The sequence below is a fragment of the Ewingella allii genome (genome assembly GCF_044430645.1).
Taxonomy (GTDB): Bacteria; Pseudomonadota; Gammaproteobacteria; order Enterobacterales; family Enterobacteriaceae; genus Ewingella; species Ewingella allii.
This window is the reverse complement of the sequence record NZ_JAWUDN010000001.1, coordinates 35134-57415: the sequence shown is the minus strand read 5'-3', so window position 1 is coordinate 57415 and position 22282 is coordinate 35134. Positions and strand designations below refer to the sequence as shown.

The following is a 22282-nucleotide window of genomic DNA, read 5'->3' as shown; positions in this document are numbered from 1 at the left end:
CTTTAGGCTTTAGACGGACGGACTCGTGCGGTCAAACCTTTCAGGAAGTAGCGCAGAACCTGATCGCCGCAAGGACGGTAGTTCTTGTGGCCTTCTTTGCGGAAGAACGCGCTCAATTCGCCTTCGGACATTTTGAAATCGGCGGCGGCCAACACGCTCAGCATGTCTTCGGTTTTCAGTTCAAAAGCCACGCGCAGCTTCTTCAACATGATGTTGTTGGTAACGCGTTTTTCTACTTCTGGCACCGGGAAACGGTCGTCTTTACCACGTTTGAAGGTGATCAAACCGTTGAGGAAGTTAGCCATGACTTCGTCAGGCACTTCCATATAGCCCTCTTCGTCCTCTTTTTTCAGATAGCGGGACATCACTTCCGGGCTGACGGGCACGCCGGTCGTTTTGAGGATCTCAATCAGTCTGCCTTCGCTTAAATCAAGCATGTGGCGCACGCTGCGCAAGACGTCGTTATGCATCATAATTCTGTATTCCTGTATGGAGTAAACCGAGGAAATGCCACTGGGTTCACCCCTTCGCACCTCGAAGCGGCAGATTATACAAGAAACTGGCGCGCTTCGCTGAACTGACGTTCACGTCCGGCATCTATACAAAAAAAAAAGCCTCTGAGATGCCTAATCTAAACAGCTAATCGATATATCCCATGATAATAAACTCGCCCCCTGTTAATTTCATTTTATAAATCAAAAACAAAAAATAGAATTAATTAATCGAATAAATAAAAACAACAGATAATAAGCCTCAGAATAAAAATTATTAAAATATTACAAGAGCATTAACTCTCGACAAAAAAACTATTGCATTTTATCTCGTGCATACATAACAATCTCTCTGCCATTAGATATCTGCGATTAAATAATCACTGCGCCAGGGGTTATTTATTATCTATTTAATGCCAAAAATTACAGTCTTTCCAAATCGCCATTAGCATACATAAGGAATGTGTCGTGAAAGAACAAATTAATATGCTTAAGAATAAAGCTAACGCGTATAAAAAATTTAGAAAACAGCGAGGAATGTCATTACTCGAAGTCATTATCGTTCTGGGTATTGTCGGGACGATTGCCGCAGGTGTGGTGGTGCTTGCACAGCGCGCCTTTAGCAGCCAGTCCATCACTAAATTGGTGAGTAACACCAACAGCATCCGTTTGGCTGCACAGGAAGCCTATCGAAATACCAGCTACCCAGCTCCTTCAGCAACCGCCGGGGTTAACATGACGCCAACCACTATCCTCAACACTACTAACTCGAAAGTGATGATCGCGGCATTAGTGCAGTTAGGCAAGCTGTCTGAATCCGAAGCGAAAAACGGCATTTCTGGCGACTACTTCCATATGGGCGGTACCCGAATCAGCACCGTCGCCACCGCAGGATTGAAAGGCTTCTTCCTGACTGTAAACGGTTTAGATCAAACCCAGTGTCGTAACATCATTACCCAAATCGGTAATCAGTGGGACTACGTTGGCGTGGTGTCCGCCGCGCCGGGTGTTGATGCCGCCGCGCCAGCCTCTCTTGATGTCGCACCGGGCCCTGCCGTGTTGAGAAGCCTGCATTCTAACGGCAACATCACTATCACCCCTGCGGCAACCTTGGGCGTTTGTTCTGCCAACGCCAATAACGCCATTGTTTTAGGCAGTCGCTAAGCCTCGCCCCCTTCTCCTGCGGGAGAAGGGATCTCTTTGCTGACCATAACATTGGCCTCATCGTGTATAAATTCTCTCGCGGTTTCACATTGCTTGAAATGTTAGTTGTGCTGGCAATCATCGGCCTTGGCATGGCTTTTACAATGGATTTAAAGCAAAAGAAAGTTGAAGAAATTAAACAACGACAGACGGCAAAACTGATAACCGGTGAGATACGCGGCCTGATTGACTTTATTCAGCAAGGTAAGATTTCTGTTATTGAAAACGGTAAAGGGAATCATTTAAAAACCAATCCGCTTTATGACTTAACATTAACCGGAGCCAGAAAAGATATTTACAGCAAAAGAGTCACTAATTATAAATTTGCGGATCCCCTGCAAACCGCCAAATTCTTTGAATGGCACAGTTCTGTAAGCCAAAGGAGCTATTTCACCAGCAATAGCTGCGGGCCTGAATCATTAAATACGCCCTACCATTTCGAGAAAGAGTACCTTCCTTGCGCCTACCCCAGCCAGCTTAAGAATGATGTATTAAATATTGTCCGCGTTGATGTTGTCGGCGATCCCTCACGTTTGGATATCGATCGGGTAGATTTTATTATCAGCTACACTCCTTTGACCCAAAAAGCAGAGGATAAGCTGAAGTTCGATAGCTACCTTCAGGCTTTTAATCAGGCGTTTGAGAGCATGGGACTGAGCTATTCACACGCCCATATTCTGGTTCGCCCTCTGGGTAGCTCGACGAATTCAGCCTGGACGCTGCTGATGACGGGTAGCGGCAGTAAGAGAGAGCCGGTGAATTTTGGCGACATGAGTCGCTATATCACCAGCGCCGAAAGCCATCTACAACAGCAATTTGGTATTCGTTTCTCCGTTAGCACGAAAAACGAGCACACAGGTAAAAACGGGGCTGACAAGCTCTGCTGGGATGGCACCAAATCAAAATCAACGCTCTGCCTCTCAAGTGCAGACGGGCAAGGCTATAACCATTCCGATAACCAACTGCTGGTTTTGCAAGCAGAAAATCCCGACGGTACCAAGACGGTGGGCACCCTGCTTTCAAACGTGATCCTCGAAAGCCCGGGCAGATATACCCATTCAAAGCCGGAATTAACCACTATTCCGCTGATCAGCTATGCCGCCTTCGGTAATAGCATGAATACCGATGTTCCCCCTTTAGCGGGAGCCAGATATGACCAAGATTACATGGGACCGCTGCTAGAAGAAGGGGGCAGAATCACCCTGCCCGTCCAGCGCTGCCCCCTTGGCCCAAATAATCGCCAGCTTTATCCGCGAATTGCGGCAGCCATATCTTCCGTATCGTCCGATGTCTCCTATGACTTGAAGCAGAATGTGGCGACACACCTTAGAGATTATTCCAATCCGGCATTAACCCGTTCAGTTGCTCCAAGCTCCATATCTTCGGATTTTAGTAAAGTTGAAATTCAGGTTAACCGTTACGGAAAGATATGGGTCGTGACCTCTACCGTGGCGGCTTATAACCGGGCCTATGAAAAAACCTTTAGCTACCGTAACCCAAGTTCCGTGTCTGTGGTGATCACCAGATGGTGTAGCACTATTGAAGTGGATTATTCACGTAGTTATTTCAGAAACCCATTTGGACAACCTAATTAATCAGTGCAACTTCAGGATGTGATTATGACAGGGATATTTAAAACGTTATCTGCACTTATTTTTTTGATTAGCACAATGCCTTATGCGTCACTGCATAGCGACAGTCACTCGGCAAAAAGCGACAGCGCGACACTATCAGGCTCGCTATTAAATAAACCGCTGCTGCACGCCGAGGTGACGATTCAGAACCAAATTCTGGTGCTGCATGAGAACCGGCTATTAAGTCAGGAAATTAAAACCTGGGCGAATAAAGTCGGCTACAAACTGCTGTGGAATAGCGACAGTGATTACATGATATTTACCGATACGGTGATATCAGGCAAAAACAATGATGAAATACTTACTGACCTGGGGAATATGTTTACCTCAGAAAACTATGGCCTGGTGATTAAGTTTTACAGCAAAAATAAAGTATTAATCGTTGATGGGCAGTGATCTCACAGGGAAACAGTGATGAAGAATAAATTATGGATACTTTGCTTGTCCGCCATGTTGCCGGGTTGCACTCACTACTTTGACCAAAAATATGATTTGGATAGCGAAGCCAATAAGCTGCCGCAGGTGGTCGAGGCAGATGATACTAAAACGCGCCCCTATCAAAAATACAACACGGCCTTCCTCGGTAAGCGTGTTGAATATAGCGCCAAAAAACAGCAGCTATTGAGTCAAAATATCAACATTGAATCCTATGAGCCTATCGATCTCCAGACCTTGCTTGATACCGTCGCCGCCCAGGCGGGGATAAGTTATCGCATCAATGATTCGCTGCCCAACAGCGACAAGATGAGCAACCAAGAGCCTGAATATCAGGCACACAGCATCAGTTTCAAAGGCTCATTCGAAGAATTTATGCGTTATATCTCATCAGTTTATGATGTAGCAGCCAGTCTCGATCACAATAATGTTTTGACCACCAAGCTGTATGAAACCTATGCCATCAAACTCGATTTCTATGGGCAAAATAATAAATCCGAAACGTCACTCGACCTGTCGAGTAATGAGGTCAGCTCGGAAGGCGGCCTGGTGGCCAAGTCAGAAACCAAGTTTGAATCCTCCTTCTGGGAAGACGTTAAAGATATGGCGGAGAAGTATGTTTCCAGCGGCGTGTATAGCATTTTCAAAGATGCCTCTATTTTAACCTTTACCGCCAGACCTTCTGAATATAAGACGCTGAGCGCTATATTGAAAAAATACCAGACGGACAATAACCGACAATTTATTGTGAGTTATAAAGTCTTTGTGCTGGATAAGCGGAAAATTAAAAAAGCCGGTGCCGCGTTGAACCTCGCCTTTGTTAACGGTGGCACGGGAATTAACCTCTCCACGGCGATGATGAAATCGGCAGAGGGAAGCCTTAAAGCATCGCGCCAGTTCTACACGCCCGACTCCGGGCGCATGCTGAATATTAATGCCCAGCTTGACGCGTTATATGAACTTTCTGGCTCACGGGTTTTGCAGAGCGGCACCTTCGTCACTCGCAATAATGTGCCGATCCCGTTAAATATGACCAAGAGACAAAATTATGTTTCCGGCCGCACCAGAACCATTAATGAAACGACTAATCGCGAAACCATTGAAATTACCACCGACAAAATCATTACGGGCACCAGCTTTATTATTACCCCACGAGTTCTGTCCGACGGGAGAATAGAAGTCTCCAGTGGTTTTACCAAACGTTTTTTAAATGGTCTGGATACCTTTGATTTGATTCAGCTTCCGGTAGTCACTACCACTGAAACTTTTAATGTATCCACCGTTACGGCAGGCACATTATTAATGGTTAGCAAATATGAAGCCACGGAGACGTCAGACGGCCAGCGCGCCATGCTGTTAGGTGCGGGCGGCGAGAGCAACCAGTCAGATGCCACCGTCGTGATGGTGGTGGGTATTGATTATCATCAGGCGCCCTATACCTACAAATGAAAAATAACTTTATTGAACAACTCACCAAGAACAATATCGTGACGGGGTTAATCTGGGAGAATTCCAACTCAGAGAGCAACGCCAAGGGGTATCGCCAATGGATAGAAGCCACCAAAAAAAGCCATCATCAGGTGGTCTATGCTGATAAGCAAAATAAAAATCACTATGGCTATACGGACAAACCGGTTTTACAACATGATCCTTTCGCTACCTATATCAACACGCAGTTTGGCGACGGTATTTATTACGCCGCCACCGCGGAGGATCACTATTATTTATTAATCATTAATAACGGCCAGATTATGAGCGGGACGGACCGGTTAATGAGCAAAGCTTTTTTTAATGAGGTGATACGGCTGGTGCCGACCTCTGCTTATTGCCATTTAGAGATTATTCCCTTGCAAGATAAGCATATTGAAACCGTTGTTTTATTGTGTGAAAAACGCAAGAAAAGGCTGCGCAAACAGCGCGTCTTTTTCTATGGCGCCCTGCTGCTGGCTGGCATTGGCATACTGGGTTTAACCCTGGTGCTGTTGGACTTCTTTTTCTCCGGATAAATAACCATGCTGAATAAAGACTATATCTGGAAAGACATCACCCTCTCCGCTCGCAGGCTGCCGATTATTATCGTCACGGTTTTGGTGATTTTTATTCTACTGTCGATCAGCGGAGCCTATTTCCTGCTTTATGTCCCTAAAAAAGAGCGGCTGGCGCAGGAGCAGATTGCCCAACAACAGATTGAGCAGAAGGTACAACAGGTCAAACAATATTATCTCGACAGCTTTACCGGCGGGCATATCAGTAGCCTCAACAGGCTGCTGACCGAGATCGCCCGCAGCCGGGTTCCACTGGAAATGGCGGGCTACCGGGAAGAAAACATTACCTGCGACACCACCAGCTGTAATTTCCAATATCTATTGAAAGATCATGCGATATTTAGCTTACAGCTAAAGAAATTTTGGCATCACTATTTTATGGCCAATTTCTCTGCGAGCGAAATCAACTATCAAGGGGTGCCATCAAAGCTGGAAAATCATCCTTTGCTGCAAAAATATCAATCTGGCGACGCTATTACCTTGCCGCAATGCGTCAATTTATTGAGTTATATTCACTCCCACAACACCACCGTGGCGAATAAAGAGAAATTAAACCTCCTTACCGCGCCGGAGTCTTCAGTTGCGCCCCTAGAGCAAGAGATCGGCGCGCGCCTTGCTCGGAGGTACAATATATTAAATGCCACATGGGAGATAGGACTGCCGAGGGAGTCTATTTATGCGATGCAATATTTCACCACGCTCGCCTATCCGGATGCCTTCTTTATTAAAGAGATCGCTGTGAGTGAAAAAGGGACAAAAATATCAGGAGGAATGTTATGCAAAAATGGACATTGATAGCATCGCTGTTGCTATTCCCCGCGGCCCTGAGTGCGCAGGCCGAAAATATCTTCCCGCCTCTGGCAAAGCCTAATGTTGAAATTCCGGCAGCGGCGCCCGAGCAGGATCATATTGCCAGCATGATGGAAGATAACTTCTTCTTTGAAACGGAGCATAGAAAGCTGGCTAACGAGCTGGCGCTGGAAGAGCTAAGAAGCAAGCTGCATAAGCTTAAAAATGCGCCCTTTCAAGACGATGAGTCATCGTCATCGCCCTCCTACAGTCAGGCCAGCAGCGCCCAAATGCCCTTCTCCAGCGAGCCTAAAGTCCTGCTGGTTTCTAATATCGCCGGGGTTCAGCGCGTAGCCGTGTCGACAGGCAAACAGGTCAAAATGATGCGCCTCAACGACGTTTTTCACGCCAATGGCAAGGCGTACAGGCTGTTCCCCGGCGCTCCGGATGGGTTAGTGACCATTAAGGAAGTCACGCCGTGAGCTTTGAATACCTGAAACTTGAGTCTCCCGATATCACCGGCAGCGGCTGGCTGTTTAAAGAATATGATGAGCACCTGCTCACGGCTTCTTTGGCGGATAAGCACTACCTGATTTGCCCGCGCCCGCTGCTGGAGTATTTGCCGCTGATCCAATTTGATCTCTGGCGGCTGGGCAAAGCCCAGTCGCCAAACATCAGCGGCATCGTGCAGGTTAGCGACGGCGCGTATTACGAAATCCTTGAAGAGCTATCCTCGCAGAATCGCCAGTTAGCCGCGCTGGGCACCAGCTCAACCCAAAAAACGCTGGAGCAGATCCTGCTCTACGCCGTGGACTCCGGCGCCAGCGATTTGCATATCACCCGCAATGAAGTGGTGGCGATCATTGAGCTACGCATCAACGGCGTGCTGACCCTCTACATGCAGATGAAATCGCAGAAATGCGATGAGCTGGTCTTCGTGCTCTACAACGTAGAGGCCAGCACCAAAGACACTACGTGGAATCGCAACATTCCGCAGAGCGCCAACATTCTCTACATGCTGAACAAGAAGAGTTATCGCTTTCGCTATGCCCACTTCCCGATTTTTGGCGAAGAGGATGGCTGCTACCACGCCGTGCTGCGCATCATCCCGTCCGGCGTGTCAAAAACCGTGGTCGCCAGCCTGGATAAGCTGGGGATCAGCCATGCCGAATTGGACGACCTGAAAAAAATCCTGCGCAATCCGTACGGCGCCTACATCATCTCGGGCACCACGGGATCGGGGAAATCGACCACCTTAAAGAATCTGATGGAGTGGTTGCAGATCAATCGCTATGGCGACAAAGGCTGCTTCCTCACCGTCGAAGATCCGGTGGAGTATCAAATCTACGGTGCGAAGCAAAGCTCGGTGCTGAATGCCGAAGACGGCGGTTTTCACGTCGCCATCAAATCCGCGCTGCGCCGCGACCCGGACGTGCTGATGGTGGGGGAAATTCGCGACGGCATCTCCGCCAACGCGCTGGCCGGAGCCGTCGAAAGTGGTCACTACTGCTTCACCACGGTCCACGCCGGCAATATTGTTTCGCTATTGCAGCGCCTGTGCGCCATGGGCATCACCAGCGATAAGCTCTCAACACCCGGCTTTATTGCCGGACTCCAGTGCCAAAAGCTGGTTCCTATCTTGTGTAACGCCTGCAAAAAATCCACCTGCGCCACCGACTACGGCAAGGCCTATGCCCTATTTGCCCGGAATAGCGATGGCTGCGACGCCTGCAAGCATACCGGCGTGGCGGGGCGACAATTGGTGGTGGAATACATGTTGCCGACCCACGCCGAGCTGGAATGTATCGCCAAAGAGCAGTGGCTCAAAGTCTATGGCCTGTGGCGCAACAAACGCGCCCTTTCGACCTCACTCACCGAGGGTTTTGAAATCAAAGAGAAAGTGTTGGCCGCCGTGCTGGAAGGACGCGTCTGCGCCAAGTGGTTTGCCATGGAGTTTGGCACCCTGCTTGAAGAGGACATGGAGGTTCTGCTTGAGAAAATTAGCTAAATCGCAGCGTCTTTATCTTTACCAATTTTGCGCCGACATGATCCATGCCGAGCTGCCGCTGTATGACACGCTGCTCAAACTCCAGCAAGAAGGGGCAAAATTACTGGGCAAAGGCTTCAGCCATAAGCTCAAAAACATTACCGACAGAATGCGCGAGAGCACCTCGATATCCGCGGTTTTTGAAGAACTTATCCCGCGTGATGAGCTAAGCGTTATTCACGCCGCCGAGCGCAGTGGCAGCCTTGCCGACGGCTTTCTGACACTGGTTAACGTCATTCGCTACAACGCCGAACTGAGTAAAAAACTTATTTCGGCGGTGATCTTCCCGATCATCATGCTGGTGCTGGCGTTTATCGTGATCGCGGGTTACGCCGTCAAGGTGTTTCCCGCCTTTGAAGCGGTGGTGCCCATCGACAGTTGGCCGGGCGTGACGCAGGCGTTGTACCACTTCGGCAAGGCGCTGGTTGAAGGCTTATGGCTCAAAATCGTCGTGGCCGTCATCGCTGGCGTTTTCCTGATTCGCTTTACCATGGGCAACCTGACGGGCTTCTTCCGCGATCGCTGTCTGGATAAAATCCTGCCCTTCTCCACCTATAAACAGATTGGCGCATCGGTATTTCTTAACAATATGGCGCTGATGCTGAAAAACGGCATTCCCATTAACGATGCTTTGGAAATCATCAAGTTAAACTCCAATCGCTGGCTCAGACACCATATCGATAGCATGCTGTATAAGATGTCCCACGGCCAAAACTACGGAGAGGCCCTCGATAGCGGCCTGTTTGGCCATGAGGAGCTGTTAAACATCAGCCTGTACGCCGGACTTCCCTCTTTTAATCAGGTGCTTAACTCAGTTTCCAGCCGCTCGCGGGACAAGATTCAGGAATATATTCATAAATTGTCCGGATTGCTGAAATCCCTCGCCACGCTGGTGCTCGGCGGCTGCGTGATTTGGGTCTTTATCTCACTGTTTGCCCTATCAGACGCCATCTCCCAAATGACCTCCTTCTAACCACCTGTCTGGACTACGCCCGTGACCGAATTTTTGCGCCTGTTTTATCCCCCGCTGATGTGCCTGATTGGCCTGATCATTGGCAGTTTTTTAAATGTGGTGATCTACCGACTGCCGCTGATGCTGTACCGCGAGGACGCCGCCGCGCCTGCCATAAACCTAAGCTGGCCCGCCTCGCACTGCCCGAACTGTCAGAAAAAGGTGGCGAAGCGCGACAATATTCCCGTGCTGAGTTGGCTACTGCTGCGCGGCCGCTGCCGTCACTGCCACATGCCGATATCCGTGCAATATCCGCTGATTGAAGCCCTCACCGGACTGGCTTTCCTGCTGTTAGCACTCCGCTACGTGCCAGCCTACAGTGAAGTGCAACTGGGCCTGTTTGCCCTGATGTTCGCCATTTTGCTCTGCCTGTCGGTGATTGATATCCACCATCTGCTGCTGCCCGACCCGCTGGTGTTTCTGCTGCTGTGGAGTGGCCTTGCCGCGTCGGCAATGGGCTATCTGCCCCTGCCGCTGGCCGATGCCGTGCTGGGCGTGATAGTGAGCTGGGGCGTACTTAGCGCGCTGGGTTGGGGATATCAGAAAGCCCGTCGGATGGAAGGCTTGGGGTGCGGCGACATCAAACTCTTCACTGCGGGCTCCGCGTGGTGTGGCCTGCAGGCCCTGCCGCAGCTGATTCTGGCCTCGGCGCTGTTTGGCATCGTGGCACATATTCTGTCAGTAATGCGCCGACGTCGCCTTAATCAGCCCACCGGATCAGAGCCGCCCTACTTCCCTTTTGGGCCGTCCATTGCCTTGGCGACCCTGCTGCTGTTCCATCTAAATCTGTCGTGAAGGGCATAGAGAGTTTAGCGCTGGGCTAGATGAAATTGGCATTTGGCCATCTAAGCGTCTTGATTGCCATATGAAAACAGCGTGTTATCATCGGGGAAACTTAAGACCCTAATGCAGGCACGCCATGAGTAAAGCAGCGCTGATCCCACAAAGTAAACTTCCGGCCTTGGGCACGACCATTTTTACCCAGATGAGTACCCTCGCCCAGCAGCACAACGCCATTAATCTGTCACAAGGTTTTCCCGATTTTGACGGCCCGGACTACCTCAAACAGCGCCTTGCGCATCACGTCAGTCAGGGTGCCAACCAGTACGCGCCGATGACCGGTACCGCCGCGCTGCGCGAAGCTATTGCCGAGAAAACGGCGCAGATTTATGGCTACGCGCCGGATGCCGCCAGCGACATCACCATCACCGCCGGGGCCACGGAAGCCTTATATATCGCCATCACCACACTGATCCGCGAAGGTGACGAGGTGATTGCCTTCGACCCAAGCTATGACAGCTATGCGCCAGCCGTTGAACTGGCGGGCGGGGTGATGAAGCGCATTCAGCTCCAGCCGCCGGAATTTAGCATCGACTGGGCGGCCTTTGCCGACCAAATTAGCACTCGCACTAAGCTGGTTATTATCAATACGCCGCATAACCCTTCGGCAACGACGCTAAGTCATCAGGATATCGAGCAGCTTTGGCAGCACATTGCCGAGCACGACATCTTTGTGCTCAGCGACGAAGTGTACGAGCACATCTGCTTCGCGCCCGAAGGCCACGCCAGCGTGCTGCGCCACCCTGAGCTGCGCCAGCGCGCGATTGCCGTCTCCTCCTTCGGCAAGACTTTCCACATGACCGGCTGGCGCGTCGGCTACTGCATTGCCCCCGCCATCATCACTGCCGAATTGCGTAAAGTGCATCAATACCTGACCTTCTCCATCACCACCCCGGTGCAGCTGGCGCTGGCCGACATGCTGCGCCAAGAGCCGCAACACTGGCAGGAGTTGCCCGCGTTTTATAAGGCCAAGCGCGATCGTTTAGCCAAGGGCCTGGCGAACAGCCGCCTGAAAGTGCTGCCGAGCCAAGGCACCTATTTCCTGCTGGTCGATTACAGCGATGTCTCTGATTTAGATGACGTTGCATTCTGCCACTGGCTGACCGAACATGTTGGTGTCGCGGCGATCCCGATGTCGGTGTTCTGCGCCGCACCTTTCCCACACAAACTGATCCGGCTGTGTTTCGCCAAACAAGAAACCACGCTGGACGCTGCTGCGGAGCGACTGTGTCAACTTTAAAACTCTCATTACTGCAACAACCCTTGGTCTGGCTGGACGGCGAAGCCAACCTCGCCCACTTCGACGCCCTGCTGGCGCCTTTAACCGACCGCGACCTGATTGTGCTGCCGGAGATGTTCACCACCGGTTTCGCGATGCAGGCTCCCGACCGTGCACTGCCGGAAGTTCGCGTGGTGGAGTGGCTGCAAAAGTGGGCGAAAACCCTGAATGCCATGATTGGCGGCAGCGTCGCGCTGAACACCGATAAAGGCGCGGTAAACCGTTTCCTGCTGGTTGAGCCGCAGGGCAGAGTTCACTTCTACGACAAGCGCCACCTGTTCCGCATGGCCGGTGAGCACAACTACTATGTGGCGGGGAAAAAGCGTGAAATCGTCGAGTGGCGCGGCTGGCGAATTCTGCCGCAGGTGTGCTACGACCTGAGATTCCCGGTCTGGTCGCGCAATCAGCAAGATTATGATTTGGCGCTGTATGTGGCTAACTGGCCAGCGCCGCGCAGCCGCCATTGGTCGGCATTGTTGACCGCCCGCGCTATTGAAAATCAGGCTTACGTTGCCGGTTGCAACCGTGTGGGGGATGACGATTACGGCCATCACTACAGCGGCGACAGCGTGATCATCAACCCGCAGGGGGAAGATTTGACCCGCGCCGAGCCGGGTGCCGCCCTTATTCTCAGCGCCGAGTTGTCGCTGGAGGCGCTGCAAGACTACCGCGAAGCCTTCCCGGCGTGGCGCGACGCCGATACCTTCTTACGTCACGAGTAAACATCTATTCCGGCCAGAGATGGCCGGGATCTCTCACTGCCGAACTGGTTCGCATTTTCACCACGATTGGTCGCGCGTCATCCCCTTCCTGCTGCTTAGGGTTCTCTAACGTGGATCGCTTCTTGCATCCCTTTAATCCGCGAAAACATCTGACAGAGGCTTACTGATGACTATCACCTTTATTGCACACTCCACGCCCGAACCTGCGTTGTACGGCGCGATGGCCGCGATACTTGCTGAACTGCGCGCGTTACCGCTGTGTCACTTGCCCGTCACTCACGATGCCAAACGCTTCACTAATGCGCGCCAACACGTCACCGCACAGGGGCAGCAAGTGACCAGCGGGCTGGTGTGGCTGGAGCGCCTGACCGGGCGCAGTCCCGGCGCAGAGATGGACTTAGATAACCTGATAACCCGCGCCCTGCGTGAAGATATCGTTATTCCGTCCATTCAACCGCTGGACCGCGAGCTGGCGCTAAGAGCCGCCGAAAACGGCATCGAGGTTGAATCATTACAAGTGGTTAAACAGCAGGAAAAGTTCCATTTAGAGGATGTCGATACAGGAAAAATGCGCAGCAACGGCTGGGCAAGGGACATCTTCGGTCGTTGGGCTTTTGGCTCGGTATTACAGCCGGTGATGCGTGCGGGGCAGAAATTACGCGTCGCAATAGTGGGCGAAATGAGCGAGCACCGGGAGAGTTATCCGGCGCTGCTCGCTGCACTAGGAGATGCCGCCGATGCACTGGCATTGAACATTGAGGTGGTCGGCGTAGCGCCAACGCTGTCGGGCAGCCAGCTCGATAGCACGCTGTTTGATATTGATGGCGTTTTGTTACCGGGCCTGCTGCCCGCGCAGGGGGAAAACCCGCAAAATGGCCTGCTGGCTATCGCCACTTGGGCTTTGGATAATCGTCTACCCGCGCTGGGAATTAATCAGGGAATGCACCACATGGTGGCGGCGCTCGGCCAAAAAACGCTGGGCCGCGAACGGGTGGTGATGCACGGCCCCGCCACGCTGAATGCCTTACAGACCTGCCTGCCAGTGCCTCAGAACTCGCCACGCAGCATGGGCAACCAGCAAATTTACAGCCAGTCAGGCAGTCGCATGGCACAGATCTTTGGCCGCGAATCAACCCAGCGTTACAACCAGCGTTGGAGCCTCAACCCAGAACTGGTGGATGAACTGCACGGCGCGGGTCTTGACGTCAGCGCCACTGGCGAAAAAGGCCGGGGTATCGCCGCCGTTGAGCTGCGCGATCATCCTTTCTTCGTCGGCATTCAGGGCCATCCTGAGCTGCAATCTCGCCGCGAGCGCGCCAGTTCACTGCTAATGGCCTTCCTGCAAGAGATCCGCAACAACAATCGACAACGCGACATCAGCCACGCCACGCTGAGCAAGAGCGTGCGCCTTAAGCAGAGCTATTTTTCCATGGGTTAGTTGGAAGGAATCTTTGATTTGAGTCGCTGAAAGGAATAAACCCTCTGCTGTCAGGCAGAGGGTTGGAGGAAGAAATTACTCGGCGAAGCTCAGCAAGGTATCAATGTAGGCCTGCGTGGCTACCGCGACATCCTCGACAGTGACAGATTCATCGGGATGATGACTGACGCCGTCTTTGCAGCGCACGAACAGCATGGCCACCGGCCAGCACTCGGCGATAGCAATGGCGTCGTGGCCCGCGCCGCTCGGCAGGAACAGCGACTGGCCTTGCAGATTTGCCACGCTGTGGCCGAAACGCTGCTGTAATTCGGCGTCACAGGCGGTGGCGTCGATGCTGTAAAACTGCTCGGCGTCGAAGCTCAGCCCGCGCCGTGCGGCGATCTCTTGGGCTTTCGCCAGCAATTCTGCCAGCAAAGCGTTGAGAGGAGCATCCTGCGGGCCGCGCACGTCCAGCGACAGATTCACCTGCCCCGGAATGACGTTGACCGCGCCCGGCAAGGCTTCGATATGCCCGACGGTCGCCACCAGATCTCCGCCTTTCGCCGAAGTGATAGCTTCAATGGCTAGGGTCCATTCTGCGGCGGCGGTCAGGGCGTCCTGACGCTGGCCCATCGGCACGGTTCCCGCGTGTCCGGCATAGCCGATAAAACGGCAGTTCAGGCGACGCGCGCCGTTGATCGCCGTCACCACGCCGAGCGGTAAATCCGCCGATTGCAGGCAAGGGCCTTGCTCAATATGCAGTTCGAGGTAGGCGCAAAAATCCTGCGGCGCGCGGCGCGCGGCCAAGATGTTCTGCGGGTCTAGCCCAATCTCGCGCATGGCGCTGGCAACTGACACGCCCTGCGCGTCGGTGCGCTCCAGCCAGCCTTCGGGCCAGGTGCCGGTCAGCCCACGGCTGCCGAGCAACGTAATGCCAAATCTGGTGCCCTCTTCATCAGCAAAGCCCACCACTTCTACCGCCATCGGCAGACGAATGGCGTTTTGATGCAGATAAGCCACGGTTTCAATGGCGGTGAGCACCCCCAGCGGGCCGTCGTAGCGACCGGCATTACGCACGCTGTCGAGGTGTGAACCCAGCAGCAGCGCGGGCGCGTCTGGGTTTAGCCCTTCATAGCGACCACAAATATTGCCGACGCTGTCGGTCCAGGTGCTCATGCCTACCGCCTGCATCCATTCGGCCACTAATTGGTTAGCCCGCAGATGCTCCGACGACAGGTAAACGCGGGTCAGCTGACCCGGCGTTTCAGTGATTTCTGCCAGAGCATCGCAGCGCGACATCACGCGCTGCGCGGCCAGCAGCGTTGAGGCTGCCACCATTACTGGCCTCCCGCGTAGCTGTCCCACGCGGCCTGTGAACCCGCGCCGTATTTCGACGCAAAACCGAGACGATTGAGCACGGCTTCCAGCGCCACCAGCGTCTGCATCACGCAGTCTTTACGGGCGTTATAGCCCATGGTGCCGATGCGCCAGATCTTGCCGGCCAGCGGGCCAAACGAGGTGCCGATTTCAATCGAGAAATCGTTGAGCATCATCTGGCGCACTTGCTCGCCCGGAATGCCCTGCGGGATAACCACACCCAGCACGTTATTCATGCGGTTGTTCAGGTCGCCGAACACCTCCAGTCCCATCCCCTGAATCCCAGCCAGCAGCGCATCGCCGTGCAACTTGTGGCGCGCAATGCTGTTATCCAAACCTTCTTCAAGAATGATGCGGGCGCATTCGCGGGCAGCGAACAGCATGCTGGTCGCTTCGGTGTGGTGGTTGAGGCGCTCCGGGCCCCAGTAATCCATGATCATGCCGAGATCAAAATAGTTGGAGTAGATCATCTCTTCATCGCCGTCGGCGTGCTCGGCGGTACGAATTCCCTCCTCGACACACTTGCGGCGGCGGATCTGCTCTTCAAAGCGCGGGCTGATCGTTACCGGCGCGCTACCTGACGGGCCGCCGAGGCATTTTTGCAATCCGGCAGACACGGCGTCTAAGCCCCAGGCATCGGTTTCCAGCGGGTTGCCGCCGAAGGAGGCGGTGGCGTCAGAGTAGAACAGCACGCCGTGGCGGCGGCAGATCTCGCCGAGCTGCTCCAGCGGCTGCAACATAGTGGTTGAAGTGTCGCCCTGTACAGTCAGCAACCAGCGCGGTTTCACTGACTTGATGGCATCTTCAATCTGCTGCGGGTCGAACACTTCGCCCCACGGTGCCTCAATAGTGTGGACTTCGGCGCGGCAGCGACGGGCAATTTCACACAGCAGATGGCCGAAACGGCCAAACACCGGCACTAACACTTTATCGCCGGGGCGAATGCCCGACAGCAGAATGGCTTCAATGCCCGCGCGCGAGGTGCCGTCGATCAGGAAAGTCCACTGGTTCTCGGTTTTATACAGCGCACGGTACAGCGCCATCACTTCATTCATGTAGCCGGTCATCACCGGATCGTACTGGCCGATTAACTGGCTGCTCATCGCCCGCAGCACGCGCGGATCGGCGTTGATCGGCCCCGGCCCCATCAGCAGGCGAGTTGGCGGATTGATTTGGCCAAATTTCTGAATATCCAACATGGTTAGTCCTTTAAAGTCGTTGAGTAGGGTTGTGTTTTTCTCATCAGACCGCGACCTCGTTTAAGCCGCGCACTGACGCGATAAATTGTTTAAGTTCGGCGGTTTGCGGATTGGCAAACAGCGCCCGGCTTTCGCCTTGTTCCCACACGGTGCCTTGATGCATAAACACCACGCGGTCGCCCACTTCGCGGGCAAAATTCATTTCGTGCGTCACCAGCACCAGCGTCATGCCCTCTTTCGCCAACTGCTCCAGCACTTTCAGCACTTCGCCCACCAGCTCGGGATCCAGCGCCGAGGTGATTTCGTCACACAGCAGCACTTTTGGGTTCATCGCCAGCGCGCGGGCAATGGCCACGCGCTGCTGTTGGCCGCCAGACAGGTTGGAAGGGTAATAGTCCATCCGGTCCGCCAGCCCCACTTTCGCCAGCATCTGTGCCGCCAGCTCGCGGCACTCGGCGGCTGATTTCCCCAGCACGCGGCGGGGAGCCAGCATGACGTTTTCCAGCGCGGTCATGTGCGGGAACAGGTTGAAGTTTTGGAATACCATGCCCACCGAGCGGCTGATTTCACGCGCTTGGGAATCGCGGTTGGTGATGGTCATGCCGCCCAGCTTGATGCTGCCGTCCTGATAGCCTTCCAGCCCGTTAATGCAGCGCAGCAAGGTGCTTTTCCCTGACCCGCTGCGACCGATAATCGAGATAACTTCACCACCGTCGATGTCCAGATCCACGCCTTTCAATACGTGGTTCTGACCGTAATATTTTTGCACTTGGTTAATCGTGATCAGCGGCATTATTTGTTCTCTCCACGCAGCGATTTTTCAAGATAGTGGCTGTACATCGACAGCGGATAACACATCAGGAAGTAGCCCAGCGCCACTAATCCAAACACTTTGAACGGCTGATAAGTCACGTTGGTCAACATGGTGCCGGCCTTGGTCAGCTCGACAAAACCGATGATTGACGCCAGCGCCGTACCTTTAATCACCTGCACCGAGAACCCCACCGTCGGCGCAATCGCAATCCGCAGCGCCTGCGGGGCAATGACTCGCCACAGGGTCTGGCTGAAACTCAGCCCCAGACAGCGGCAGGCTTCCCATTGTCCCTTCGGCAAGGCTTCAATACTGCCACTCCAGATGTCCACCAAATAGGCGCTGGTATAGAGCGTCAGCGCCAGCGCGGCGGCGGTCCACGGGCTGACATCAATGCCAAACAGCCCCAGTCCGAAGAAGGCCAAAAACAGCTGCATCAGCAGCGGCGTTCCCTGAAACAACTCTGAGTACAAACGCACCGCGCGGGTCGGCCAGCTGCGCTTGGTCAGGCGAATCAACAACAGCGGCAGAGTCACTAAGGTGCCGCCAATAAACGCTGTCAGCGACAGCAAAATCGTCCAGCGCGCCGCCAGCAGCAGGTTGCGCACGATGTCCCAATCGGTAAAGGTCATCATCAGCTGTAACTCCCAAAGAGGCGGCGACCTGCAAACAACAGCAGCTGGCGCATCGCCACCGACAACAGCAGGTAGAACAGCGTTGTCACTAAATACACCTCAAAACTCAGAAAGGTGCGCGACTGAATCAAGTTGGCCGCGAAGGTCAGCTCCTCATACGACACTTGCGACACCACCGACGAACCGAGCATCACGATAATGCACTGGCTGACCAGCGCCGGATAAATCCGCTTCAACGACGGCGGCAGCACCACTCGCAAAAAGGTCTGGCTGCGGGTTAAACCGAGCACGCGCCCGGCTTCCCACTGGCCCTTGGGCGTCACCTGAATCCCGGCGCGGATGATCTCGGTGCTGTAAGCACCCAGGTTAATCAGCATCGCCAGCAGCGCCGCCTCACCGGCGGTCATTTTCAGGCCAATGCCCGGCAGACCAAACACGATGAAAAACAGCTGCACCACGAACGGCGTGTTACGGATGATTTCGACATAAATGCCCCACACCGCGCGCAGCGTTTTGTTACTGCCGCAACGGATGGCGGCCCCGCAGATACCGATTGCGATACCGCCAACCGTCGCCATGACTGTCAGCTGGATAGTGGTCCACAGGCCGGACAACAGCTCCGGCATATACGGCCACAGCGCAAGAAAATTCAGCTGATAGGTCATGCTCTTTCTCCCCTATCCTGCTTAGGAACCCAGATTCGCAGGCAGCGGCGCTTTCATCCATTTTTCGGAAAGCGCGTTGAGGGTCTTGTCAGCCACGGCTTGAGCAATCAGCGCGTTCACTTTGTCTTTCAGCGCCGGCTCGTCTTTACGCAGGCCAACGAAGCATGGCGAATCCTTTAACAACACTTTGGAAACCGGCGCTTTTTCCGGGTTCTGGCGAGCAATCGCCGCCACCACTAAGTTACCCGTGGCGATAAGTTCCACCTGACCAGACAGGTAAGCCGACAGCGTGGTGTTGTTATCTTCGTAACGCTGAATTTTGGTGTCTTTCGGTGCCACGGCGGTCAAGGCCAGGTCTTCAACCGCGCCGCGCGTCACGCCAACGGTTTTGTTCGCCAGACCATTAAGGTCAGTGACGTTATCACCCTTCGCGCCAAATACGCCGAGGAAGAACGGCGCGTAGGCATTGCTGAAGTCGATCACTTTCTCACGTTCGGCGTTCTTACCCAGACTTGAGATAACCAAGTCCACTTTGTCCGTTTGCAGGTAAGGCACGCGGTTGGCGCTGCTCACCGGAACCAGTTGCAACTTAAGTTTCATCTTGTCGGCGAGGTAATGCGCCATGTCGATGTCATAACCTTCAGGCTGCAAATCTTTGCCCACTGAACCAAACGGCGGGAAGTCCTGTGGCACCGCAACCCGCAGCACGCCGCGCTTTTGAATATCTTGCAGCTGATCGGCCATCACGCTCGACGCCTGGAAAACCAACATTGCTGCACCAACCCAAGCCAACAACCGTTTGTTCATTTTCATTAGATTATCTCCGGTGATTAAATTTGTGAAACGTTAGATTCTTATAAAATGTGTTTTGCAACTAATGTGCCAAAAGAGATGAGTCTGATGAAATAGCGCCACGGCCGCCCCTCAGGCGGTAAAAAGCCTGCTAGAAAAGGAGAGTTGGCGAAGTCGGTTGCCTCGTCACGGGGCAATGAGGTAAACGAAGTGGGTGAGTTGTTGCACTGCCGTTGTGCGCAGGCACCAAAAAAGCGCCTGAAATGATGCACAACGGTGAAGCAGAGAAAAAAGAGGCGGGGTTTAGCGCTGTTCCAGCTCGTCGAGATCGCTATAAAGGTCGCTGATTTGATGGATTCTTTGTCGGCCTGAAGCCAGCATTTCATGCAGCAAGGCGTTACTCAGCAGATTAGCCAAACTCATCGCCGCCGAATAAGAGTCGAAGGCCGACACGCTGTCGAGGGAAGCCGCCAAATGCCAGCGCGCCATGGGTAACAGAGACTGCGCCTGAGGTTCGCAAATCAGCAATACCGGCACATTCAAGGCTTGAAGCTGGCTGAGGATAGCCCTTGCCGCGCGCGGCCTGCGGCGAAACGCCACGAAAATCACCACGTCCTGCTCGGTTAAATCCACCAGCTCTTCCGCCAGCGTTTGCCCCGGCTGCGGCATCATCATCACGCCCTGACGCACCTGCACCAGCTGCTGGCGCAGGTGCAGCGCCACCGGATAACTGTTGCGGAATCCCAGTAAACGCACCTGCCGCGCCTTGCTCAGCGCAGCAATTACCGCGGTGAATTGCTGGTCATCAATCTGATTCATCCACTGGGTCAGATTGGCCATTTCCTGCTTATAGTGGCGCGATAACAGGGTATTGCCCTGCACGGCGTCGCGGCTGTCGGTCAGCGGCATGCCGCTCTGGCGCAGGGTGCGCACTTCGTCGCGCATATCGCGGTAGCTCGGATAACCCAGGCGCTTGAACAGGCGGCTGACCGTGGCTTTCGATACGTCGCTCAGCCGCGCCAGCTCGGCGCTATTGTAGCTCATCAGGTCATCAATGTTGGCGAAGATAAAGTCCGCCACCCGCTGCTCCTGCGGCGTTAGCTCGGGATAGTGCTCGCGCAGCCGCTCATCGATTTGTTTCATTGTTGCTCCTACGCAACCATCGTTTCAGCGCGAACATAACATAATGTCAAACTATGAATACAAGATAAATTATTCAGAAAAGTAGTGAATCCCTGCCGATGTGGAACATCTCTTGCTTGTTATTTAGCAGAAAAACAAGCCAAGGACCCCGCATGATCAACAGTAATAGTTCGCCGCTCGGTATGGCGGTCACCCCTCATCATCTCGCCAGCCAAAGTGCGCTCGCGGTGCTGCGCGAAGGGGGGAACGCCATTGAAGCCATGGTCGCCGCCGCCGCGACTATCGCGGTGGTTTACCCGCATATGAACGGGCTGGGTGGTGACGGTTTTTGGCTGATTGTGCCGGCGCAGGGCAACCCGATTGCTATCGACGCCAGCGGCGCAGCCGGAACGCACGCCACGCTGGATTTCTACGCCGGTGAGACGCACATTCCCCATCGCGGCCCGAAAGCCGCTCTGACCGTGGCGGGCACCGTCGGCGGTTGGCACGAAGCCCTGAAGATTTCTGCCGAGCTGGGGGGCGAGCAAAAGCCGCTGTCACGCCTGCTGGGTGATGCCATTCGCTACGCCGCCGACGGCATTCCGGTGACCGCCTCGCAGGAGGCAGCCACGCGCGCCAAGCATCACGAGCTGCGCGACATCCGCTCCTTCGCCGACGTCTTCCTGCCCTATGGCGAGATCCCGCGCGCCGGTACGCGCTTTACCCAGCCGCAGCTGGCCTCGACGCTTTCCATGCTGTGCGAAGACGGGCTGGACAGCTTCTATCGCGGCGAACTGGCAGACAGCCTTGTCGCCGACATGCAGAAATTGGGCATGCCGCTGACCCGCGACGACTTAGCCGCCTATCGCCCGCAGCGTCGTAATCCGCTGCGCCTCAAACACAGCAAAGGGGAAATCTTCAACCTGACGCCGCCGACGCAGGGTTTGGTGTCGCTGGCGATCCTCGGCCTGACTGACCGCCTGCCGCTGGAAACCATGGATGAAGGCGCGACCATTCATAGCGTGGTGGAAGCCACCAAGCTGGCCTTCGGCCTGCGCGATCGCTACATCACCGACCCAAAAATGATGACTCAGGACGCCCAAAGCCTGCTGGCACCCGACTACCTCGACGCCCTCGCCACGCGCATCAACTCACACTGCGCCGCCGACTGGGGCAAAGGCAAAGGGCCGGGCGACACGGTATGGATGGGCGTGATGGACAGCAGCGGGCTGTCGGTTTCCTTCATTCAGAGCATTTATCACGAATTTGGCAGCGGCGTGGTGCTGCCGGAGAGCGGCGTGCTGTGGCAGAACCGCGGCGCCTCGTTCAGCCTCGACTCCGACCACCTGCTGGCGCTGGCGCCGGGCAAGCAGCCCTTCCATACCCTCAACCCCGCCGCCGCGCGCCTGTATGACGGACGCACCATGGTTTACGGCGCAATGGGCGGCGACGGCCAGCCGCAGACCCAGGCGGCGGTGTTTATTCGCCACGTGGTGCAAGGCCAGTCATTGCAGCAGGCGATCAGCGGCCCGCGTTGGCTGCTGGGCCGCACCTGGGGCGAAAGCTCGGACTCATTAAAGCTGGAGGGGCGTTTCGAACACGCCACGCTAGCCGGTCTGCGCCAGCGCGGCCACGAAGTAGAACTGCTGGCGGATTACAGCGAGGCGGTCGGGCACGCGGGGGCGATTGTGCGCCACACCAACGGCATGTTTGAAGGCGCCTTTGACCCGCGCAGCAACGGCAGCGCCGCCGGATTCTAATTTTTGA

Annotated in this window: 22 protein-coding genes; 14 read left to right on the top strand and 8 right to left on the bottom strand. The window is 54.4% G+C overall.

The genetic code is table 11. The features are described 5' to 3' along the window. Positions 1-2: 2 nt before the first annotated feature. Positions 3-473 (bottom strand): YehS family protein, encoded by a 471-nt coding sequence (locus SBO83_RS00300; protein ID WP_353501158.1) that lies wholly within the window; start codon positions 471-473, stop codon positions 3-5. Between the two features lie 504 nt (positions 474-977). Between SBO83_RS00300 and SBO83_RS00295 the strand changes: the two genes are divergently transcribed. From SBO83_RS00295 to SBO83_RS00235, 13 genes are all read left to right on the top strand, one after another. Then, complete coding sequence (locus SBO83_RS00295) at positions 978-1655, top strand: type IV pilus major pilin (RefSeq protein WP_396130906.1); 678 nt, start codon at positions 978-980, stop codon at positions 1653-1655. Positions 1656-1717: 62 nt separating this feature from the next. Further along, positions 1718-3289 (top strand): prepilin-type N-terminal cleavage/methylation domain-containing protein, encoded by a 1572-nt coding sequence (locus tag SBO83_RS00290; protein WP_396130083.1) that lies wholly within the window; start codon positions 1718-1720, stop codon positions 3287-3289. Between the two features lie 75 nt (positions 3290-3364). After that, on the top strand, positions 3365-3724 hold the full coding sequence (locus tag SBO83_RS00285) for a TcpQ domain-containing protein (RefSeq protein ID WP_396130082.1): 360 nt from the start codon (positions 3365-3367) through the stop codon (positions 3722-3724). A gap of 18 nt (positions 3725-3742) precedes the next feature. After that, positions 3743-5212: a type II and III secretion system protein gene (locus SBO83_RS00280; RefSeq protein ID WP_396130081.1), complete on the top strand. Its 1470-nt coding sequence runs from the start codon at positions 3743-3745 to the stop codon at positions 5210-5212. Then, positions 5209-5769 carry a hypothetical protein gene (locus tag SBO83_RS00275; RefSeq protein ID WP_396130079.1) on the top strand — a complete coding sequence of 187 codons (561 nt, stop codon included), beginning with the start codon at positions 5209-5211 and terminating at the stop codon, positions 5767-5769. The genes SBO83_RS00280 and SBO83_RS00275 overlap by 4 nt, the downstream gene beginning before the upstream one ends. Before the next feature lie 6 nt (positions 5770-5775). Beyond that, a complete protein-coding gene (locus SBO83_RS00270; RefSeq protein ID WP_396130078.1) occupies positions 5776-6603 on the top strand; it encodes a hypothetical protein in 828 nt (275 codons plus the stop codon). Next, entirely contained in the window at positions 6585-7079 is a 495-nt protein-coding gene (locus SBO83_RS00265; RefSeq protein ID WP_396130077.1) for a hypothetical protein, read from the top strand. Before SBO83_RS00270 ends, SBO83_RS00265 begins: the two co-directional genes overlap by 19 nt. Next, positions 7076-8605, top strand: coding sequence for an ATPase, T2SS/T4P/T4SS family (locus tag SBO83_RS00260; protein ID WP_396130076.1), 1530 nt, complete (start codon positions 7076-7078; stop codon positions 8603-8605). Before SBO83_RS00265 ends, SBO83_RS00260 begins: the two co-directional genes overlap by 4 nt. Further along, complete coding sequence (locus SBO83_RS00255; RefSeq protein WP_396130075.1) at positions 8589-9617, top strand: type II secretion system F family protein; 1029 nt, start codon at positions 8589-8591, stop codon at positions 9615-9617. Before SBO83_RS00260 ends, SBO83_RS00255 begins: the two co-directional genes overlap by 17 nt. Before the next feature lie 21 nt (positions 9618-9638). Beyond that, the gene (locus tag SBO83_RS00250; RefSeq protein WP_396130074.1) at positions 9639-10451 is read left to right on the top strand and encodes a prepilin peptidase; all 813 of its coding nucleotides are present in this window, start codon (positions 9639-9641) and stop codon (positions 10449-10451) included. Between the two features lie 124 nt (positions 10452-10575). Continuing rightward, complete coding sequence (locus SBO83_RS00245; RefSeq protein WP_396130073.1) at positions 10576-11736, top strand: methionine aminotransferase; 1161 nt, start codon at positions 10576-10578, stop codon at positions 11734-11736. Further along, complete coding sequence (locus SBO83_RS00240) at positions 11724-12497, top strand: amidohydrolase (RefSeq protein ID WP_396130072.1); 774 nt, start codon at positions 11724-11726, stop codon at positions 12495-12497. The genes SBO83_RS00245 and SBO83_RS00240 overlap by 13 nt, the downstream gene beginning before the upstream one ends. A gap of 166 nt (positions 12498-12663) precedes the next feature. Continuing rightward, the gene (locus SBO83_RS00235; RefSeq protein ID WP_396130071.1) at positions 12664-13935 is read left to right on the top strand and encodes a glutamine amidotransferase-related protein; all 1272 of its coding nucleotides are present in this window, start codon (positions 12664-12666) and stop codon (positions 13933-13935) included. A gap of 75 nt (positions 13936-14010) precedes the next feature. Here SBO83_RS00235 and hpxK read toward each other — a convergent pair whose 3' ends face one another. The 7 genes from hpxK to SBO83_RS00200 all read right to left on the bottom strand — a co-directional run bounded on the left by hpxK (position 14011) and on the right by SBO83_RS00200 (position 20536). Beyond that, positions 14011-15252, bottom strand: coding sequence for an allantoate amidohydrolase (gene hpxK, locus SBO83_RS00230; RefSeq protein ID WP_396130070.1), 1242 nt, complete (start codon positions 15250-15252; stop codon positions 14011-14013). Continuing rightward, positions 15252-16490 carry an aminotransferase class V-fold PLP-dependent enzyme gene (locus SBO83_RS00225; protein WP_396130069.1) on the bottom strand — a complete coding sequence of 413 codons (1239 nt, stop codon included), beginning with the start codon at positions 16488-16490 and terminating at the stop codon, positions 15252-15254. Before SBO83_RS00225 ends, hpxK begins: the two co-directional genes overlap by 1 nt. Before the next feature lie 43 nt (positions 16491-16533). Then, the gene (locus SBO83_RS00220; protein ID WP_396130068.1) at positions 16534-17283 is read right to left on the bottom strand and encodes an ATP-binding cassette domain-containing protein; all 750 of its coding nucleotides are present in this window, start codon (positions 17281-17283) and stop codon (positions 16534-16536) included. Next, a complete protein-coding gene (locus SBO83_RS00215) occupies positions 17283-17933 on the bottom strand; it encodes an amino acid ABC transporter permease (RefSeq protein ID WP_154146353.1) in 651 nt (216 codons plus the stop codon). The genes SBO83_RS00220 and SBO83_RS00215 overlap by 1 nt, the downstream gene beginning before the upstream one ends. A gap of 2 nt (positions 17934-17935) precedes the next feature. Further along, positions 17936-18601 carry an ABC transporter permease subunit gene (locus SBO83_RS00210; protein WP_396130067.1) on the bottom strand — a complete coding sequence of 222 codons (666 nt, stop codon included), beginning with the start codon at positions 18599-18601 and terminating at the stop codon, positions 17936-17938. Positions 18602-18622: 21 nt separating this feature from the next. Continuing rightward, positions 18623-19414 (bottom strand): transporter substrate-binding domain-containing protein, encoded by a 792-nt coding sequence (locus SBO83_RS00205; protein ID WP_353501143.1) that lies wholly within the window; start codon positions 19412-19414, stop codon positions 18623-18625. Between the two features lie 282 nt (positions 19415-19696). Further along, on the bottom strand, positions 19697-20536 hold the full coding sequence (locus tag SBO83_RS00200; protein ID WP_353501142.1) for a MurR/RpiR family transcriptional regulator: 840 nt from the start codon (positions 20534-20536) through the stop codon (positions 19697-19699). A 152-nt stretch (positions 20537-20688) separates the two neighbouring features. On the opposite strand from SBO83_RS00200, the gene SBO83_RS00195 reads away from it, so the two are divergent. Then, a complete protein-coding gene (locus SBO83_RS00195) occupies positions 20689-22275 on the top strand; it encodes a gamma-glutamyltransferase (RefSeq protein ID WP_396130066.1) in 1587 nt (528 codons plus the stop codon). The last annotated feature ends 7 nt before the right edge of the window (positions 22276-22282 follow it).

Bases quoted from the DNA above. Each gene is read 5' to 3' on its own strand.
- SBO83_RS00300 (WP_353501158.1), bottom strand. From the start codon at position 473: ATGATGCATAACGACGTCTTGCGCAGCGTGCGCCACATGCTTGATTTA.
- SBO83_RS00295 (WP_396130906.1), top strand. From the start codon at position 978: ATGCTTAAGAATAAAGCTAACGCGTATAAAAAATTTAGAAAACAGCGA.
- SBO83_RS00285 (WP_396130082.1), top strand. From the start codon at position 3,365: ATGCCTTATGCGTCACTGCATAGCGACAGTCACTCGGCAAAAAGCGAC.
- SBO83_RS00280 (WP_396130081.1), top strand. From the start codon at position 3,743: ATGAAGAATAAATTATGGATACTTTGCTTGTCCGCCATGTTGCCGGGT.
- SBO83_RS00275 (WP_396130079.1), top strand. From the start codon at position 5,209: ATGAAAAATAACTTTATTGAACAACTCACCAAGAACAATATCGTGACG.
- SBO83_RS00270 (WP_396130078.1), top strand. From the start codon at position 5,776: ATGCTGAATAAAGACTATATCTGGAAAGACATCACCCTCTCCGCTCGC.
- SBO83_RS00265 (WP_396130077.1), top strand. From the start codon at position 6,585: ATGCAAAAATGGACATTGATAGCATCGCTGTTGCTATTCCCCGCGGCC.
- SBO83_RS00245 (WP_396130073.1), top strand. From the start codon at position 10,576: ATGAGTAAAGCAGCGCTGATCCCACAAAGTAAACTTCCGGCCTTGGGC.
- SBO83_RS00235 (WP_396130071.1), top strand. From the start codon at position 12,664: ATGACTATCACCTTTATTGCACACTCCACGCCCGAACCTGCGTTGTAC.
- hpxK (WP_396130070.1), bottom strand. From the start codon at position 15,252: ATGGTGGCAGCCTCAACGCTGCTGGCCGCGCAGCGCGTGATGTCGCGC.
- SBO83_RS00225 (WP_396130069.1), bottom strand. From the start codon at position 16,490: ATGTTGGATATTCAGAAATTTGGCCAAATCAATCCGCCAACTCGCCTG.
- SBO83_RS00220 (WP_396130068.1), bottom strand. From the start codon at position 17,283: ATGCCGCTGATCACGATTAACCAAGTGCAAAAATATTACGGTCAGAAC.
- SBO83_RS00215 (WP_154146353.1), bottom strand. From the start codon at position 17,933: ATGACCTTTACCGATTGGGACATCGTGCGCAACCTGCTGCTGGCGGCG.
- SBO83_RS00210 (WP_396130067.1), bottom strand. From the start codon at position 18,601: ATGACCTATCAGCTGAATTTTCTTGCGCTGTGGCCGTATATGCCGGAG.
- SBO83_RS00205 (WP_353501143.1), bottom strand. From the start codon at position 19,414: ATGAAAATGAACAAACGGTTGTTGGCTTGGGTTGGTGCAGCAATGTTG.
- SBO83_RS00200 (WP_353501142.1), bottom strand. From the start codon at position 20,536: ATGAAACAAATCGATGAGCGGCTGCGCGAGCACTATCCCGAGCTAACG.
- SBO83_RS00195 (WP_396130066.1), top strand. From the start codon at position 20,689: ATGATCAACAGTAATAGTTCGCCGCTCGGTATGGCGGTCACCCCTCAT.